Source organism: uncultured Campylobacter sp. (assembly GCF_938045775.1).
Lineage (GTDB): Bacteria > Campylobacterota > Campylobacteria > Campylobacterales > Campylobacteraceae > Campylobacter_B.
The window spans coordinates 1-15547 of record NZ_CALIBH010000255.1 but is presented as its reverse complement, the minus strand read 5'-3'; the positions used below and the strand labels follow the sequence as shown (position 1 = coordinate 15547).

At 48.8% G+C, this 15547-nt stretch carries 12 protein-coding genes and 1 pseudogene; 5 read left to right on the top strand and 8 right to left on the bottom strand.

Going from position 1 to position 15547, the window contains the following annotated elements:
- A partial coding sequence (locus Q0238_RS12325; RefSeq protein ID WP_363317140.1) for a restriction endonuclease subunit S occupies positions 1-3098 on the top strand: 3098 nt, incomplete at its 5' end.
- Positions 3099-3382: 284 nt separating this feature from the next.
- Here the strand turns inward: Q0238_RS12325 and Q0238_RS10715 are convergent.
- The 8 genes and pseudogenes from Q0238_RS10715 to ileS form a co-directional block, all read right to left on the bottom strand.
- Complete coding sequence (locus tag Q0238_RS10715; protein ID WP_297945921.1) at positions 3383-4048, bottom strand: ThiF family adenylyltransferase; 666 nt, start codon at positions 4046-4048, stop codon at positions 3383-3385.
- Positions 4045-4551 (bottom strand): carbon-nitrogen hydrolase family protein, encoded by a 507-nt coding sequence (locus Q0238_RS12320; RefSeq protein WP_363317141.1) that lies wholly within the window; start codon positions 4549-4551, stop codon positions 4045-4047. Before Q0238_RS12320 ends, Q0238_RS10715 begins: the two co-directional genes overlap by 4 nt.
- 396 nt (positions 4552-4947) lie before the next feature.
- Positions 4948-5196: pseudogene (locus Q0238_RS12315) on the bottom strand (carbon-nitrogen hydrolase family protein); the annotation flags it as partial.
- A gap of 9 nt (positions 5197-5205) precedes the next feature.
- Positions 5206-5391 carry an exodeoxyribonuclease VII small subunit gene (xseB, locus tag Q0238_RS10705; protein ID WP_005872361.1) on the bottom strand — a complete coding sequence of 62 codons (186 nt, stop codon included), beginning with the start codon at positions 5389-5391 and terminating at the stop codon, positions 5206-5208.
- Positions 5381-6487 (bottom strand): homoserine O-acetyltransferase, encoded by a 1107-nt coding sequence (locus tag Q0238_RS10700; RefSeq protein WP_297945917.1) that lies wholly within the window; start codon positions 6485-6487, stop codon positions 5381-5383. Before Q0238_RS10700 ends, xseB begins: the two co-directional genes overlap by 11 nt.
- Positions 6484-7935, bottom strand: a complete 1452-nt coding sequence (gene guaB, locus Q0238_RS10695) for an IMP dehydrogenase (RefSeq protein ID WP_297945915.1) — start codon at positions 7933-7935, stop codon at positions 6484-6486. The genes Q0238_RS10700 and guaB overlap by 4 nt, the downstream gene beginning before the upstream one ends.
- A 2-nt stretch (positions 7936-7937) precedes the next feature.
- Positions 7938-9296 (bottom strand): Asp-tRNA(Asn)/Glu-tRNA(Gln) amidotransferase subunit GatA, encoded by a 1359-nt coding sequence (gene gatA, locus Q0238_RS10690; protein WP_297945912.1) that lies wholly within the window; start codon positions 9294-9296, stop codon positions 7938-7940.
- Positions 9297-9392: 96 nt separating this feature from the next.
- Positions 9393-12152, bottom strand: coding sequence for an isoleucine--tRNA ligase (ileS, locus tag Q0238_RS10685; protein WP_297945910.1), 2760 nt, complete (start codon positions 12150-12152; stop codon positions 9393-9395).
- Positions 12153-12270: 118 nt separating this feature from the next.
- Here ileS and Q0238_RS10680 point away from each other — a divergent pair, with 118 nt between their 5' ends.
- The 4 genes from Q0238_RS10680 to Q0238_RS10665 all read left to right on the top strand — a co-directional run bounded on the left by Q0238_RS10680 (position 12271) and on the right by Q0238_RS10665 (position 15315).
- Positions 12271-13401 carry a CinA family protein gene (locus Q0238_RS10680; RefSeq protein ID WP_297945908.1) on the top strand — a complete coding sequence of 377 codons (1131 nt, stop codon included), beginning with the start codon at positions 12271-12273 and terminating at the stop codon, positions 13399-13401.
- 11 nt (positions 13402-13412) lie between these two features.
- Positions 13413-14225: a hypothetical protein gene (locus Q0238_RS10675; RefSeq protein ID WP_297945905.1), complete on the top strand. Its 813-nt coding sequence runs from the start codon at positions 13413-13415 to the stop codon at positions 14223-14225.
- A gap of 52 nt (positions 14226-14277) precedes the next feature.
- Entirely contained in the window at positions 14278-14406 is a 129-nt protein-coding gene (locus tag Q0238_RS10670; RefSeq protein WP_297945901.1) for a hypothetical protein, read from the top strand.
- A 378-nt stretch (positions 14407-14784) separates the two neighbouring features.
- Entirely contained in the window at positions 14785-15315 is a 531-nt protein-coding gene (locus tag Q0238_RS10665) for an NAD(P)H-dependent oxidoreductase (protein ID WP_297945899.1), read from the top strand.
- The last annotated feature ends 232 nt before the right edge of the window (positions 15316-15547 follow it).

Here is a 15547-nt window from a genome sequence, read left to right as displayed (position 1 = left end):
TAGAGCAAGAGCCGTTAAATGGCGAAATAGACAATGCCTTACAAGAGTATTTTACTAAAAGCGGCGGGAAGGGCGGCAATCGCCCTGATGCTAAATTGCTTCTACAAGACGGCAGCTTAAATTTTTATCCCGTATTGATTGAATACAAGGGCTATGAAAATAAGCTAGAAAAGCTAGACGCCGACGGCAATATAGAAAATCGCACCGCGAAAAATGAGCCGAATTTCGCAAATATAAATTCTTATGCCGTAAACGGCGCCGTGCATTACGCTAATGCGCTTTTGCACCATACGAGTTACACTGACATAATCGCTATAGGAGTTACAGGGCATAAAGACGGCAAGGATAAATTGCAAACGCAAATCGGCGTTTATTACGTTTCAAAGTCGAATTTGGGCATCGGGCGCAAAGTGGGCGAATTTAGCGATTTATCGTTTTTAAAGAAGGTAAATTTCGATGAATTTACGAATAAACTCAAAAATTTAAATTTAACTCCCGACGAACTGGAAAAAATCAAGCAAAAACGAGAGCGAGAGATAGACGCTAGCCTAGTAAAGCTAAACAACGATATTTATAGCAGCGAAAAAGGGCTTGGCGAAAACGACAGAGTTTATCTTGTTGCCGCTTCTATCATCGCTACTTTGGGTATTTCCGGGAAAGTAGCTCCGCTAGAAAAATCCGAGCTCAAATCCTCGAGCGAAAAAGGTAGCACCGACGGCGAAATTTTAATGCGAAAGATAGAGGCGTTTTTAAATGAGAAAAATTTACCTGTCGAAAAGAAAGACCTCATAATCCGCACTCTTTCAAACACGATACTAACCGATAATATAAATAAAATTTCAAACGGCGAAACTCAACTAAAACGCGTTTTTTCAAAAATAGTCGATGATCTGGGGATTTATTACAAAATCGGACTAACCACCGATTTTACGGGCAAACTTTTTAACGAGATGTATTCGTGGCTGGGCTTTACGCAGGATAAACTAAACGACGTAGTGCTTACGCCATCATACGTCGCCACGCTTTTGGCTAAACTTGCCCGCGTGAATAAAGACAGCTACGTTTGGGACTTTGCGACCGGTTCGGCGGGGCTTTTGGTTGCCGCGATGAACGAAATGCTAAAAGACGCTAAAAATAGCATAGCATCTCCTGATCAGCTAACCAAAAAAGAGGCGCATATTAAGGCATATCAACTTTTAGGCTTGGAGCTGCTATCAAGCGTCTATATGCTCGCGGTTTTAAATATGATAATGATGGGCGATGGAAGCTCTAATATCCTAAATAAAGATAGTTTGACTGACTTTGAGGGCGTTTACGGCTTCGGTAAAGACGACGAAAAATTTCCCGCAAATGCTTTTGTGTTAAATCCTCCGTATTCGGCGCCGGGCAACGGGATGGTATTCGTCGAAACGGCGTTAAATATGATGAGCGGCGGCTATGCGGCGATAATTATTCAAAATTCCGCCGGTAGCGGCAAGGCAAAAGAGATAAATAAAAGGATTTTAGCTCGCAATACCTTAATCGCAAGCATAAAAATGCCGATCGATCTTTTCGTCGGCAAATCAAGCGTGCAGACGAATGTCTATGTCTTTAAAGTCGGCGAAAAGCACGAAAAAGACGATATAGTAAAATTTATCGACTTTTCAAACGACGGCTATACGCGCTCAAACCGCAAAAAAGCTAGTAATAATCTAAGGGATACGGATAGAGCCAAGGAACGCTACGAGGAGCTTGTAAATTTGGTTCGTTTCGGCGCAAGCAAACTTGAAATTTTCACGCAAAACGAATATTACGAAGCGACGATTGATCCGAGCAATGGTGCCGACTGGAATAAATCTCGCCCCGTAGATACTATGCCGACACTAGCCGATTTTAAAAAGACCGTGAGCGACTACCTAAGCTGGGAAGTGGCGCAAATTTTAAAAAAGGATAGTCCCCGGGGAAGCGTGATATCGCAAAATTTAGCCGCTTTGGAGTTTGAATTCGTGTCAAATGGCGGCGAATTCAAGGAATTTCGGCTCGGCGAAGTTTTTTATTTAAAATCAAGCAAGCGAATTTTTCACGCTCAAAATTTGAAAATTTACGACGAGCAAATAGAGGGCAGCACTCCATATGTCGTTAGAGCTACAACAAATAATGGCATTCGCGGTTATGTAATAGAAAATTCTATTTATCTAAATGACGGCAATACTTTGAGTTTTGCACAAGATACTTTTAATGTTTTTTATCAGGCACAGCCATACTTTACGGGTAATAAAGTTAAGGTCTTAAAGTCAAAATTTGCTGAATTCAACTCTAAAATCGCTCTTTATATGGTCTCGAACTTCAACCATGTTTTACAAGATTGTACGTGGGGACTTGGCTCAAACGTAAATAGCATATCTGAAATAAAAATTCTCTTGCCGACGCTAGGCGGCAAGATAAATTTTTCCTTTATGGAAAAATTTATCGAAGAGCTCGAGCGCGAACGCGTCGAAGAGCTCGACGCGTATCTTGCGGCAACCGGACTTAAAGATTATAAGTTAACCAAGAAAGAAAAGGACGCTTTGGCTAAATTTGACAAATTTGGCAAATGGGAGGGGGTGACGAAGGAGTTTAATCTAAAAAAACTTTTTGGAAGCGCAACTCGCGGAAAACGTTTAAAGAGCGCGGATAGATATGATGGAGATTTGCCTTTTGTAACGGCTGGAGAGGCGGATATGGGGATATCGGCTTTTATAAGCAATGACGTCGAGATTTTTAAGGAAAATACCGTAACGATAGATATGTTCGGTTCCACAAAATATAGGAATTATAAGTATGGAGCAGACGATCACGTAGCGGTCGTGCATACTGAAAATTTGTCAAAATACGCGGCTATTTATGTCGCAACGGCTATCCACAAAGTGGCAAATGCCGGGCAGTTTAGTTATGCGCGTAATTTTTATGCAAAAGATGCCGATGAGTTAAATATTTTGCTTCCGGTTTTCGAAGGACAAATCGACTACGACTTTATGAACGATTTTATAAAAGCCATAGAAAAGCTAGTTATAAAAGACGTTGTGCTGTGGACAGAGCGAAAGATCACCGCCACAAGGCAAGTCGTAGAGGCTAATTAAAATTATGCGAAAAATAGTGTGCTAAATGAGAGGCAACGTTTTAAAAATAGGGAAATTTTAGAAATTCTCTATGGCGCTTTGCTTATAAGATACATTTGGGTGTAAATTTTCAAATTTTATATTCTTGGCTAGAACGCATAAATTAAAATTTTACCCGAAAGCACAGAGCCTTTAAATCCGCCGCACTTATTCGCCCACAACAGAAATCTAGAGAAGATAAAGTAAGGGGGGCGTTAAGTGCAAGGTCGGATCAGGGCAGAACCCACGGGAACCTGCGCGCTAAGCTACAATTTTATCTTCCTAACTTCCAGCTCGCCGCCAAAAAAGTTCGCGTAGTAAAGCAGGTCTTTTTCGACCTCAAGCCCCGCTAGGTAGCGCAGAGCGAGGTTTGCCTCAAAGCTTGCCGCAAACATCACTATAGCAGCCGTTATGCCCGCAGGCGTCGCGTTTAGGCTCGGGAAAAATTTAAAATCCGCATTCTGCACGAAGCAGACTTGGCACTGCCAGCTGTCCACCGACGCGAACACCCACGGCACGCCTATTTGCTTAGCAAAGGCATCAATCTGCGCGCGCGTGGCGAGATTATCGGTCGCATCCAAAATGAGATTAAATTTCTCGCCCGAGCCTATCGCGTTAGCGAAAAATTCCTCCGCGCGGCTCTTATGCACCTCCACGCTCACGCCGTCGTAGCGGCTTTCCGTGCGGCTTTTAAAGACGTCCGCTTTAAATTTACCCTCGTCTTCGAGAGTGAATAAAATTTGCCTGTGGATATTGTGAAGCGCCACCGTGTCGAAATCCACGACGCTGATCCGCCCGATGCCGCTTGCGCCCAGAGCGTAAGAAAGGCTGCTCCCAAGCCCGCCCGCGCCGATGATCAGGATGCGCTTGTCCGCAAGCGCGCGCTGCGTCTGTTCGCCCCAAAGTTGGATCTGTCTGTGAAAGTAGTTCATAAAAGCCCCCTGCTGACTAGATTTTTGCGGAATTTCCACAGCCCGCGCGCCGCAGCGATCTCGTCCGCGTCCACTTCGCACATCAGCACGCCCTCTTCGTTTTTCAGCTCGTTTGCGATCTCGCCGCCGGGGGTTACGACGAAGCTCTCGCCGTAAAATTTAAACTCGCTCTCGCCGAATTTCGCCTCGCCGATGCGGTTGGCGCGGATGACGTAGAGCGAGTTCGTAAACGCGCGCATCTTCAAAAGCTCGCGCCAGCGCCCGCCGCTTTCGAAGGTCGAGGCGCACGGCACGAGCACGCAACCGACGTTTTTCTGCATAAAATAGCGCCAAAATACGTCAAAATGCGCCTCGTAGCCGAAACACACGCCGAATTTCACGCCGCCCTCGCTAAAGATCATCGGCGAAATTTTACCGATTTTGCGGCTTTTGCGGTTGGCGAAAAAGCCCTCCTCGTTCCAGTGCGGATAGTCCATCAGGATATTTTGATCGTAAAATTTCACTTCCGAGGGCGAAAATTTCGCGCATGATTTTACCCAGATAGGCTCGTTTTCGCTCGCGCAAAAGATCTCCTCTTCGCTCGCGTCTTTTTGGCTTTCTTCGGAATTTAGAGCGTTTGGGGCTTCAGAGGCGCTTTTTAAATTTGCGGCTTTGAAATTTAAAGATTTTGCGCCGCAGGAGTTTGAGCCGCCTTTGGAATTCTGCTCGCTTGCGGAATTTAAAGCGCCTTTAGAATTTGAACCATCGTTGGAATTTAAATCGCTTTTGGAATTTAGCTCACCCTTGCAACCGGGCTCGCTTTTAAGGCTTAAAGAATTTTCGCCGCTAGAGCTCGCGCTTTTTTGAGCCGCGCCGCCGAAAATGCCCGCCTGCCTCAAAATCGCGCCGCTAGCGGCTCTGATTATCGGCGCTACGATATGCAGGTCGTATTTAGCGGCAAGCCGCGCCATCAGCTCCTGCTTATGCTCGCTCTGTTCGCACGCGATGGAGCGTGGCATCTTTTTAAGCTCGCTAAAGAAGGAATTTAGCTCATATTCGCCCAGCAACACGATCCGCGCGCCGTTGTCTTTGGCGACCTTCATATAGTAATCGATCCGATTTTCGCTCATCGAAAGCGTCGGTAGTTGCAAAACGCATACATTTATCATTGTCGCCTCCTAAGCCTGCTCGGGTGCGTTTATTTCGGCAACCTCGAGCTTAGCGTTTTCTAAAATTTCCTTCGCCTCCTTTAGCAGCGCCACGCCCTGTTTATACAGCTTCACGCTCTCTTCTAGGCTTAGATCCTTGTCGTTTAGGCTCTTTAAAAGCGCGTTAATCTTCTCCATTTTTTCTTCAAAACTCATCCAAAATCCTTTTTATGATGTAATCAAATTTTTCTATCTCGACCAAAAACGCGTCGTGCCCATAGTCGCTGTCGATCTGCGCGTAGCTAGTGCGATCCTTTTTGCCCAGATCGCTCATCGCATCGTAAATTTCTTTCATTAGCCCCGGCGGAAAGAGCACGTCGCCTTTGAAAGAGATGAGGTGCAGGCGCGATCTGATCTGCGCGCAGGCGTTTTTAAGATTGCCGTAGTGGCGCGTGCAATCAAATATATTCATCATCTTGGCGATGTAGAGATAGCATAGCGGATCGAACCTGCGCGCGAAATTTTCGCCGTTGTATTCAAGGTAGCGATCCACCTGAAAGCGTCCGTTGATCTCGTAAAGACCGTCGGTTTCGACGTAGTTGCGCCCGAATTTATCCTGCATCGAGCTTGGGCTTAGAAAGCTAATATGTCCCGCCATGCGCCCCACCGCCATGCCGTCAAGTCCGTGCTCGGCGATTAGATTTTTATCGTAGTTGCCGCCTTTGAAATTTGGATCGCGCAAGATAGCCTCGGTCGCGATCTTATTAAACGCGATCGCCCAAGGCTGCGTAGCGTATGTGCTTGCGAGTACGAAAATTTCATCCGCAAATTCCGGATATTCGATCGCGTAGCACAGCGCCTGCATGCCGCCCAGACTGCCGCCGATAACGGCGCGAACGCGGGCGATGCCTAGGCGCTTTAAAAGCATCATCTGCGCGCGTACGACGTCGGAGACGACTACTACCGGAAAGCGTAAGCGGTACTCGCGGCCGCTGCTTTCATCGACGTCGAGCGGGCAGGTAGAGCCGAAAGGCGAAGCCAGGATGTTTATGCAGATGACGAAAAATTTCATAGTATCAACCGCTTTATGATCGCCGATGAGCCCGTCCCACCAGCCAGGCTTAACGTCGCCCTCGTAGAGCCCCGCGGCGTGCGCGGAGCCGGTTAGGGCGTGGCAGATGACGATGACGTTGGATTTGTCCGGATTTAGCTCGCCGTAGGTTTCATAGGCGAGCTTGAAGTTGGAAAAGACGCGGCCGCTCTCCAGATAGAGCGGCTCGTCGAAATTTTGAATTTTGCTTTGAAGGATCACTGATTTACTCGGTAATTCGGCGCTTCCTGCGTGATGATGACGTCGTGGACGTGGCTTTCTTTAAGACCCGCGCTCGTGATCTCGACGAATTCCGCCTTTTGCTGAAAGGTCGCGATATCCTTGCTGCCGCAGTATCCCATCGAGCTTCGCAAGCCGCCTAGCAGCTGAAAGATCACGTCTTTTAGCATGCCTGCGTAAGGCACGCGCCCTTCGACGCCCTCGGGTACGAGCTTTTCTTTTGCGGTGCCGTCTTGAAAGTAGCGATCCGAGCTTCCCTTCTGCATCGCCGCCAAAGAGCCCATGCCGCGGTAGGTTTTGTACTGACGGCCCTGAAACGTAATGAGCTCGCCCGGGGTTTCGTAGCAGCCTGCTAGCAGGCTTCCCATCATCACCGAGCTTGCGCCCGCGGCTAGGGCTTTGGCGATGTCGCCCGAGTATTTGATGCCGCCGTCTGCGATGATCGGAATTCCAAATTTAGCCGCCTCGATCGCGCAATCGTTGATCGCGGTGAATTGCGGCACGCCCACGCCCGCTACGATGCGCGTAGTGCAGATCGAGCCCGGGCCGATGCCTACTTTAATCGCGTCTGCTCCCGCGTTTGCGATATCTTTTATGCTGGCGGGGTTTGCGACGTTTCCGACTACTACGTCCACGTCAAAATTTCGCTTCAGCTCCTTAAGCGTGTCGATAATGCCTTTGGAGTGTCCGTGCGCGGAGTCCATCACAAGCGCATCTACGCCCGCTTTTACAAGGGCTTCGGCTCTTTGCAGATGGCCTACGCTGATTGCCGCGGCGACGCGAAGGCGGCCGAATTTGTCTTTATTAGCGCTTGGATATTCGATGCGCTTTTTAAGGTCTTTAATCGTGATAAGCCCCTCTAAGTGGCCGTTTGCGTCGATTATCGGAAGCTTTTCTACCTTATTGTTTCTAAAAATTTTCTCCGCATCATCAAGCGTGCAACCTTTCGGAGCGGTAATTAGCGGAGCTTTGGTCATCTTCTCGCCCACGAGCGCGGCGGTGTCGGTTTCAAAGCGTAGGTCGCGATTGGTCAAAATCCCAATCAGCACGCTGTTGTCGTCGATAACGGGAATGCCGCTGATATGGTACTCGCTCATCAGATCGAGAGCGTCTTTGATCGTGGCGTCCGCCTTGATCGAGATAGGATCGATAATGACGCCACTTTCGCTCTTTTTTACGCGGCGAACCATCTTGGCTTGGGAGTCCTCGTCCATATTTTTATGGATCACGCCGATGCCGCCGAGGCGCGCCATCATTATCGCGGTGCGGTACTCGGTGACCGTATCCATCGCAGCACTCACAAGAGGGGTATTTAGCGTGATATTTTTCGTAAAACTCGTGCTGATATCAACCTCTTTGGGTAAAATTTCAGAGTATTGCGGTACCAACAAAACATCCTCGAAGGTCAGAGCCTTTTTGACGATCTTCATACTTATCCTTTCACGATTTTTTCTAAACTCAAGCCGCCGTCCAGCACCGTTTGTTCATCGTAGGCGCGCCCGATAAGCTGCGCGCTGATATTAAGAGCCTCTTTATTTTTCGCTACCGGCACGGAGATCGCGGGAAGTCCCGCTAAATTTACGCCGATCGTGTAGATGTCGCTAAGATATGCGCGAAGCGGATCGCTAAGCTCGCCGAATTTATACGCCACGCCCGGCGCGATCGGCATAAAGATCAAATCGGCGTCTTTTAAAATTTCCTCATATTCGCTTTTGATGAATGCCCTTGCTTTCTGCGCTTTGATGTAATACGCGTCATAGTAGCCGCTGCTTAGCACGAAGGTGCCTAGAAGCATGCGGCGCTTGACCTCGTCGCCAAATCCTTCGCCGCGAGTGTTGGCGTAGAGTTCTTTTAAATTTAGAGCCTTTGCGCGGTTTCCGTAGCGTACGCCGTCGTAGCGGCTTAAATTTGCGCTAGCTTCGGCGGTTGCGATGATGTAGTAGGTCGCGATGTCGTATTTGGAGCTGCAAAGATCGCGGTAAACGATCTCGTGCCCGAAGGATTTTAGCTTTTCTATAGTTAAATTTAAAGCCTCTTTGACCTGCTGCGAGGCCTCGTCGATATAATTTTTTATAACGGCGATCTTAAGCTTGCGATCCGCGTTTAGCTTATCTGCGGTGCTTTCGTAAGCGCCCGCGTAGCTCGTGCTGTCCATCTCGTCGCGGCCTGCGATGATGTCGTATAAAATCGCCGCATCCTCGACGCTGCGCGTGATCGGTCCTATCTGATCGAGACTACTCGAATACGCCGCGAGCCCGTAGCGACTGACTCTGCCGTAGCTCGGCTTAAAGCCTACGCAGCCGCAAAATGCCGCCGGCTGGCGGATAGAGCCGCCCGTATCGCTTCCGAGTGCGGCTACGGCGATATTTGCGGCTACAGCAGCCGCGCTTCCGCCGCTACTGCCGCCGGGTACGCGCGAGTGATCGGTCGGATTGAGAGTTTTGCCGTAGAATGAGCTCTCAGTCGTGCTTCCCATCGCAAACTCATCCATATTAGTTCGTCCAAACGGCGCCAAACCGCGCTTCCGTAGCTTTTTGATCACCGTCGCGTCGTATGGCGCGACGTAGCCTTGCAGAATTTTACTCGCCGAGGTCACGCTCCAATCTTTTACCTGAATGTTATCTTTGATCGCGATCGGTACGCCCTCGCCGCTGATGTTTAGAGCCTCGCCCGTGAGCTGCTCGACGTAGGCGCCGAGCTCTTTGGTTTTTAAAATTTTATCCTTTAGCTCCGCTCTAAGCGCCGAAATTTCATCCGCGCTCAGCTTTAGAGCCTCTTTCAAACTTATCATCTGCCATCCTTAAATTTATTCACGAAATAGATTCCCACGCCCGTTGCTACGCAGATCAGCGCGATCGTAAAAAATACGAAGCCAAGACTTATGGGGCTAGCGAGCATGCATGACCTTTGCGCAGCGTGGGCAGAGCTCATCAGGCTCTTTTGCGTTAAATTTCCAGCATCTCGGGCATTTGTGCTTCGATGATTTTACGAGGCGGAAAATTTCGTCGTTTATCTTAAACTCCGCCAGAGCCTCCTCGCTTTGCAGAGTGTCCACATCGCTTACCATGAACCAATCCGCTACGCCCAGGATGTCGTTTGATAAAATTTCGTTCGAGCTCGTCTGCAAAACCAGCTCAAGCGTCGATTTGATGATTTTGTCCTTTTTCAGCGCGTCGATGAGTTCGAAAAATTTCTCCCTCGATTTGATTAAAATTTCGTCGAATTCTAGAAAATCGTCAAATTCTATCTGCTTATATGTCAGATCGAAAGCGTCTTCTTTGCCCTCTTTGATGATTTGCGGCGCAAACTGCATTACTTCGTCGATCGTGTAGGTTAGCGTAGGCGCGATCAGAGGCAGCAGCGCTCGCGTAATCAGAGCGATCGCACTTTGCGCGCTTCTGCGGCGCGGCTCGTCGGGTGCGTCGCAGTAGAGCCTGTCTTTGCAGATATCAAGATAAATTCCGCTCAAATCGGCGCTTAAGAAATTTAGTAAGGCGTTGAAGCCCTTTGAAAAATCGTAGTTTCTAAACGCCGCTTCCGTGCCCGCAAAGGCGTTTGCCGCGCGCGTTAGGATCCAGCGGTCAAGCCGCGTAAAATTACTCGTCTCGATCTCATTTAAATCGCTCGTGCTTGCGAGCAGAAATCTTATAGTATTTCGGATCTTGCGGTACTGCTCGCTTACCTGCTTTAGGATATTGTCGCTGATCTTTAGATCGGTCGAATAATCGCTCATCGCGACCCAAAGGCGTAAAATTTCCACGCCGTGGCTCTTTGCGACCTCTTGCGGATAGACGACGTTTCCGACGGATTTGCTCATCTTCTGGCCCTTCTCATCGACGGTAAATCCGTGTGTGAGGATGCTTTTGTACGGCGCGCATTCGTTGATCGCGCAGCTTAGAAGCAGAGAGCTTTGAAACCAGCCGCGGTGTTGGTCGCTGCCCTCAAGATACATATCCGCAGGGAATTTGCCCGCATCATAGGCGCCGCTTTGCAGCACCGCTTTCCACGTAGAGCCGCTATCGAACCAAACGTCTAAGATATCCATCACCTTTTCTAAATTTTCAGGCTTATAGCCGCTGTCCTGCGGTAAAAGCTCCGAAATTTCCATCTGCCACCAAGCATCCGCACCTTTGGCTTTAAAAATTTCGTAGATATTATTTAAAATTTTTTCATCAAAGATCGGCTCTTTGGTGCTTTTATCGCGGAAAAACGCGATCGGCACGCCCCAATCTCTTTGGCGCGAGATACACCAATCGGGGCGATTTTCTATCATCGAGGTAAGGCGGTTGATGCCGCTTTGCGGGTAAAATTTAACCCCTCCGATCTGCTCTAGCGCCACCTGACGCAGTGTCTTGCCGCTAGGCATTGGCTCGTCCATCGCGATAAACCACTGCTTCGTCGCGCGGTAGATCACCGGTTTGTGCGTGCGCCAGCAGTGCGGATAGGAGTGGACGAATTTGCCGGACTTGATAAGCGCGGGGCCTAGAAGCTCTAAAATTTTCTCGTTTGCTTTGAAAATATGCATCCCCACGAGCTCATCTACGACGTCTGCGCGGAAGAGTTTTTTGGTTTTAAGAGTTTGATCGAAACAGCCGCCCTCATCCACGGGCATCAGCACCTCGATGCCGTATTTAAGCCCTACGAAATAATCGTCCTCGCCGTGTCCCGGAGCCGTATGCACGAGCCCGGTGCCGCCGTCCATTAAAACGTGCTCGCCGAGGATAAATTTTGAATCCCTATCATTTAGCGGATTGATCGCGTTTAGACCTTCAAGCTCGGTAGCCTTAAATTCTTTTACGATCTTGCCCTCGGTGATGCCTAGGCTTACGAGGCTTTCGACCAAAGGTTTTGCAAGGATTAAATTTTCGCTCGTCAGCGCGTAAATTTCATTCGGGTTCAAAGATATTGCGCCATTTGCGGGCAGCGTCCAAGGCGTGGTCGTCCAGATGACCGCTTTGGCGCCTTTCGCGCCGATTTTAGCGTTCGCTTCACTGCTTAGATCAAACGCCACAAAGATCGAGTAGTCCTCTTTGTCTTTGTATTCGACCTCGGCTTCTGCAAGCGCGCTTTTTGCCGCCCAGCTCCAAAACACGGGCTTACTTCGCTCGATCAGAATTCCTTTTTTTGCGATCTGGCAGAGCGCCTTGTAAATTTCCGCCTCAAACTCAAATTTTAGCGTCAGATACGGATTATCCCAGTCGCCTAAAATCCCCATATCTTTAAATTCATTGCGCTGCACGTCGATGAACTCTTTGGCGTGCTGCCTACAAAGCTCGCGGATCTGCACTTTTGAAAGCGATTTTTTCCGCTCGCCCAGCTTGATCTCCACTTGCTGCTCGATCGGCAGACCGTGGCAGTCCCAGCCCGGCACGTAGCGGATATCCTCGCCGAAGAAATAATGGGTTTTGGTGATGATGTCTTTTAAAATTTTATTCAGCGCGTGGCCGATGTGGAGGTGTCCGTTAGCGTACGGCGGGCCGTCGTGGATATTAAAGCTGACGCTTGCGCCCTTGCGTTTAGCCTTCATCTTTTTGTAAATTTTACGCTGCTCGTACCATGCCTTAAACCGCGCAGGTTCGTTCTGCGGCAGTGCGCCTCGCATCGCAAAATCCGTAGTAGGAAGAAAGAGAGTATCTTTGTAGTCCATATTTGTACCTTTTCGTGTCTTAAAAAATTTGTGAAGTTTATCCAAAACGCCATTAAAAAGCTCTGAAAGAGCAGTCTGCGTTTATGCTATAATGTGCGAAAATTTAATGAGGGTCTTTATGAAAAATATCATCCTTGTAATCGGCGAGGAGATCCGCTACGACGCGGCTTTGATGAGCTATATTTCCCGCAGCTACGAACGTGTTTTCGGGCGAATCGACGATCTGAAATTCTTAAGCGAAAACGATAAGGTTTTGCCCTTCGCGCTTGAAAAGATGATCGATTCGTACGATTTTATCACGATCTTTGCGGCAAACTCCGCCTACGCGGTCGTCGGTAAAATTTTATCGACGCTCTCTTTCGATTCGCTCGAGCTGAAAAACGGAGAAACCCTAGCGCCCTCGATGGCGCGCACGGTGGCGAAAAACAGCTTCCTGCTAAACGTCAGAGGCTGCTCTGTAAACGTGATCAAGGCGCTTTGCTTGCAGAGCTTGCCGCCGATCCTCCAAGACGCGCCGAGCGCTGGCGAGAGCTTTTATCTTTTCGATTGCGAATACGAAAGCGTAAAGCAGCGCCTAGAGAGCCTTGCGATCAGTTATAAAATTTCGCTTACGATCAGCAGGCCCTGCTCCTTTTTGCTGCTCGTGCGCGCCAGTGCGATGAAATTCGGAGCGCTGGATGCGTTTTTGCAAAGCGTCGGCAAGTATTATGAGAGCTGCTACATCGAAGGCGGCGATTTTATGGGCTTTGTGGTGGATAGGCTGCGCGAAATAGGCGCTAAGATCACCTTTGCCGAAAGCTGCACCGCAGGGCTCATCGCTGCAAAATTCGGCGCAGTCGCGGGCGTGAGCGACGTTTTTGACGGCTCGCTCGTAAGCTACGCCAACGAGATAAAAAATCTCTGGCTCAACGTGAGCGAAGATACGCTCGCTCGCTACGGCGCTGTCAGCGCGCAGACCGTGGGCGAGATGCTGGAGGGTGCGCTGCAAAGCAGCGGGGCGAGCTTCGCTCTTGCAGTAAGCGGTATCGCGGGCCCCGGCGGCGGAAGCGCGCAAAAGCCCGTAGGGACGGTCTTTATCGGCGCGAAGGAGCAGGGCGGCAAACAGATCGTCGGGGAATTTCATCTAAAAGGCGATCGAAACTACATCCGCGAACAAAGCGCCGATATCGCTATTTGCTTGCTTTTGAAGCTTAGAAGCGATCTGTTTTTCGGGCGGCTTCCGAGCGCGATTGCAAGGGATGAAATTTAAAGGAGCGGATTTTGAAAAGACGAATTTTGAAAGGGTGCGGACGCGATTTGGCGCAGAATTTTATCCGAGCAAGCGGCGAGCGGGGCTTTGGACGATGGCAAAATTTCGATTCGACGCAGGGCGGGCAGAATTTTACTCGGGCTAGCGACGGGCGAAATTTTATCTCAGCGCAGGGCGGACTAAATTTTATCTCGGCGGGTCGCGCTAGAAATTTTAGCTTTATAAACGCGGCGCGAAATTTTACTTTGGCGCTAGCTGCGACGTGTGTTTTAGGCGGCTGCGACGGCGGATCGGACGGGCAAGATCGCGAACAAAGCGCACGTTCGGAACAGAATTTTAGCGCGAGCAATCAAGGGCGAAATTTTAATAAAAGCGCGGATAGCTCGGGACAAAATTCCGCTCAAAGCTCTACACAAAATTCTATACAAAGCTCTGCGCCGCAGGGCTTTGAGAGCAAGCAAAAATCCGATCTGAACTCCACGATAGACGAGCTTGCAAACGATGCTAAAGTTTTGGGCGAGGCCTTGCAAAATTTGCAGAAAAAGGCGCCCGAAGCATTGAACGATTTCGCCGCTCGCAACGCCGATAGGACCAAGGATCTGATAAAGCAGGGCGAGGCGGCGGCACGCGAGGCGAGCAAAAACCTTGATAAGATGGGCGAAAGCCTGCAAGGAATTATAAAAGATGTAAACGAAAGCCTAGGCAAGGTCTTGGAGGGCTTTGGCGTGCAGCCCAGACAGGAGCCGCGCGGCGGGCGCTCGCAGGAGCACGATGATAATTCAGATCCTGAAGAGGCGGCTGGTAGGCAAAGCTTTAGAATTTAAGCAGCGCTAAATTTTACTCAAATTTTTTGTTGCAACTACCACCCGCAAGGAAGTGGCAAGCCTCCGCAGGAGCGTAACGAGCCTGCACGAAAGCGTGACGGACACTCAAAAGAGCGCGATGAGCACCCGCAACCCGATGACGGAACCGATGGCAAGGTTTTATAGTTTAAAGCGCGGCTAGATTTCATCTAAATTTTATTTGTTGTGGCGAATGCTTGCAGAGAAGCGATGCTAAATTTTATTAAAATTTCCCCTGCGCGACGGTTTCGTTAAAATTTTACTCGCGCGAGCCTCCGCAATGGTGCGATGAACACTTACAAAAAAGTAGTAAATCTCTGCAAAACGCGACGAGTGCCCCGAGGGCAAGCATTTCTAAATAAAGCGCGAGTAACGGATGAAGTTTGGGATTCAAAGCTCGCGCTCTTTGAAGTTGCTGTAAAGATAAGCGGGTGGCGGCTGGTAAAGCTTTAGAATTTAAGGCCGCTTGCGATAAAACGAGAAAAATTTTACGAAGTAGGGCTATAATGCGCCCCGCAATTTCAAATTTATAAGGATAGAAATGAAAACTCTCATTATTTTGGCTCATCCAAATATCGCAAACTCGCTTGTAAACCGCCACTGGAGGGATGCTGTGCTAGCCCATCCTGATAAGTTCGAGCTTCATGATCTTTACGCGCTTTATGCGGATTTTAAAATCGATGTGGAAAAGGAGCAAAAACTGCTCGAAAGCCACGATAAAATCGTGCTTCAGTTTCCGTTTCGTTTTTCAAACTGCACGCCGCTTCTTAAGCAGTGGTTTGAGGACGTTTTTACGCGCGGCTGGGCTTATGGCACAGAGAGCGGCGGCAAGCTTAAAGGCAAAAAATTCGCGCTTGCGATCTCGCTTGGCGCGACCGAGGCAAACTACTCTAAAAACGGCATTGTGGGCTTTAGCGTAGATGAGGTGCTAGCGCCATTTAAAGCTACGTTTAATTTTGTCGGCGCAGTTGCGCTACCAAATTTCGTCTCATACGGCTTTACTTACGATAAAAGCGAGCAAGCCATAGAAAATAGTGCGAAAAATTATATAAAGTATTTAAATAAGCTTTAAATTCTTTGCTTTTCTAGCTGCCCGCCGCGCGTAAAGCTTTAAAATTTTATGTAAGCAGCGCGGCTGATTTTTTAAAATTTTCGCTCAAGAAGCTCAAATTTAATCTCGAAATTTTTAAATTTTACCCCAAAATTCCGCTCGCGCTTCGTATGCGAACTCAAATGAAATTTTAAGCAAAATTCCGCGTCTAAATTTGAGCCCCGCTCTTAAATTTTAAAATTTTATCAGAGAT

What these genes read in the sequence shown, in the direction of transcription:
- gatA (WP_297945912.1), bottom strand. Translation starts at nt 9,296, where the DNA reads ATGATAAGTTTGAAAGAGGCTCTAAAGCTGAGCGCGGATGAAATTTCG.
- Q0238_RS10715 (WP_297945921.1), bottom strand. Translation starts at nt 4,048, where the DNA reads ATGAACTACTTTCACAGACAGATCCAACTTTGGGGCGAACAGACGCAG.
- Q0238_RS10665 (WP_297945899.1), top strand. Translation starts at nt 14,785, where the DNA reads ATGAAAACTCTCATTATTTTGGCTCATCCAAATATCGCAAACTCGCTT.
- Q0238_RS10680 (WP_297945908.1), top strand. Translation starts at nt 12,271, where the DNA reads ATGAAAAATATCATCCTTGTAATCGGCGAGGAGATCCGCTACGACGCG.
- xseB (WP_005872361.1), bottom strand. Translation starts at nt 5,391, where the DNA reads ATGAGTTTTGAAGAAAAAATGGAGAAGATTAACGCGCTTTTAAAGAGC.
- guaB (WP_297945915.1), bottom strand. Translation starts at nt 7,935, where the DNA reads ATGAAGATCGTCAAAAAGGCTCTGACCTTCGAGGATGTTTTGTTGGTA.
- ileS (WP_297945910.1), bottom strand. Translation starts at nt 12,152, where the DNA reads ATGGACTACAAAGATACTCTCTTTCTTCCTACTACGGATTTTGCGATG.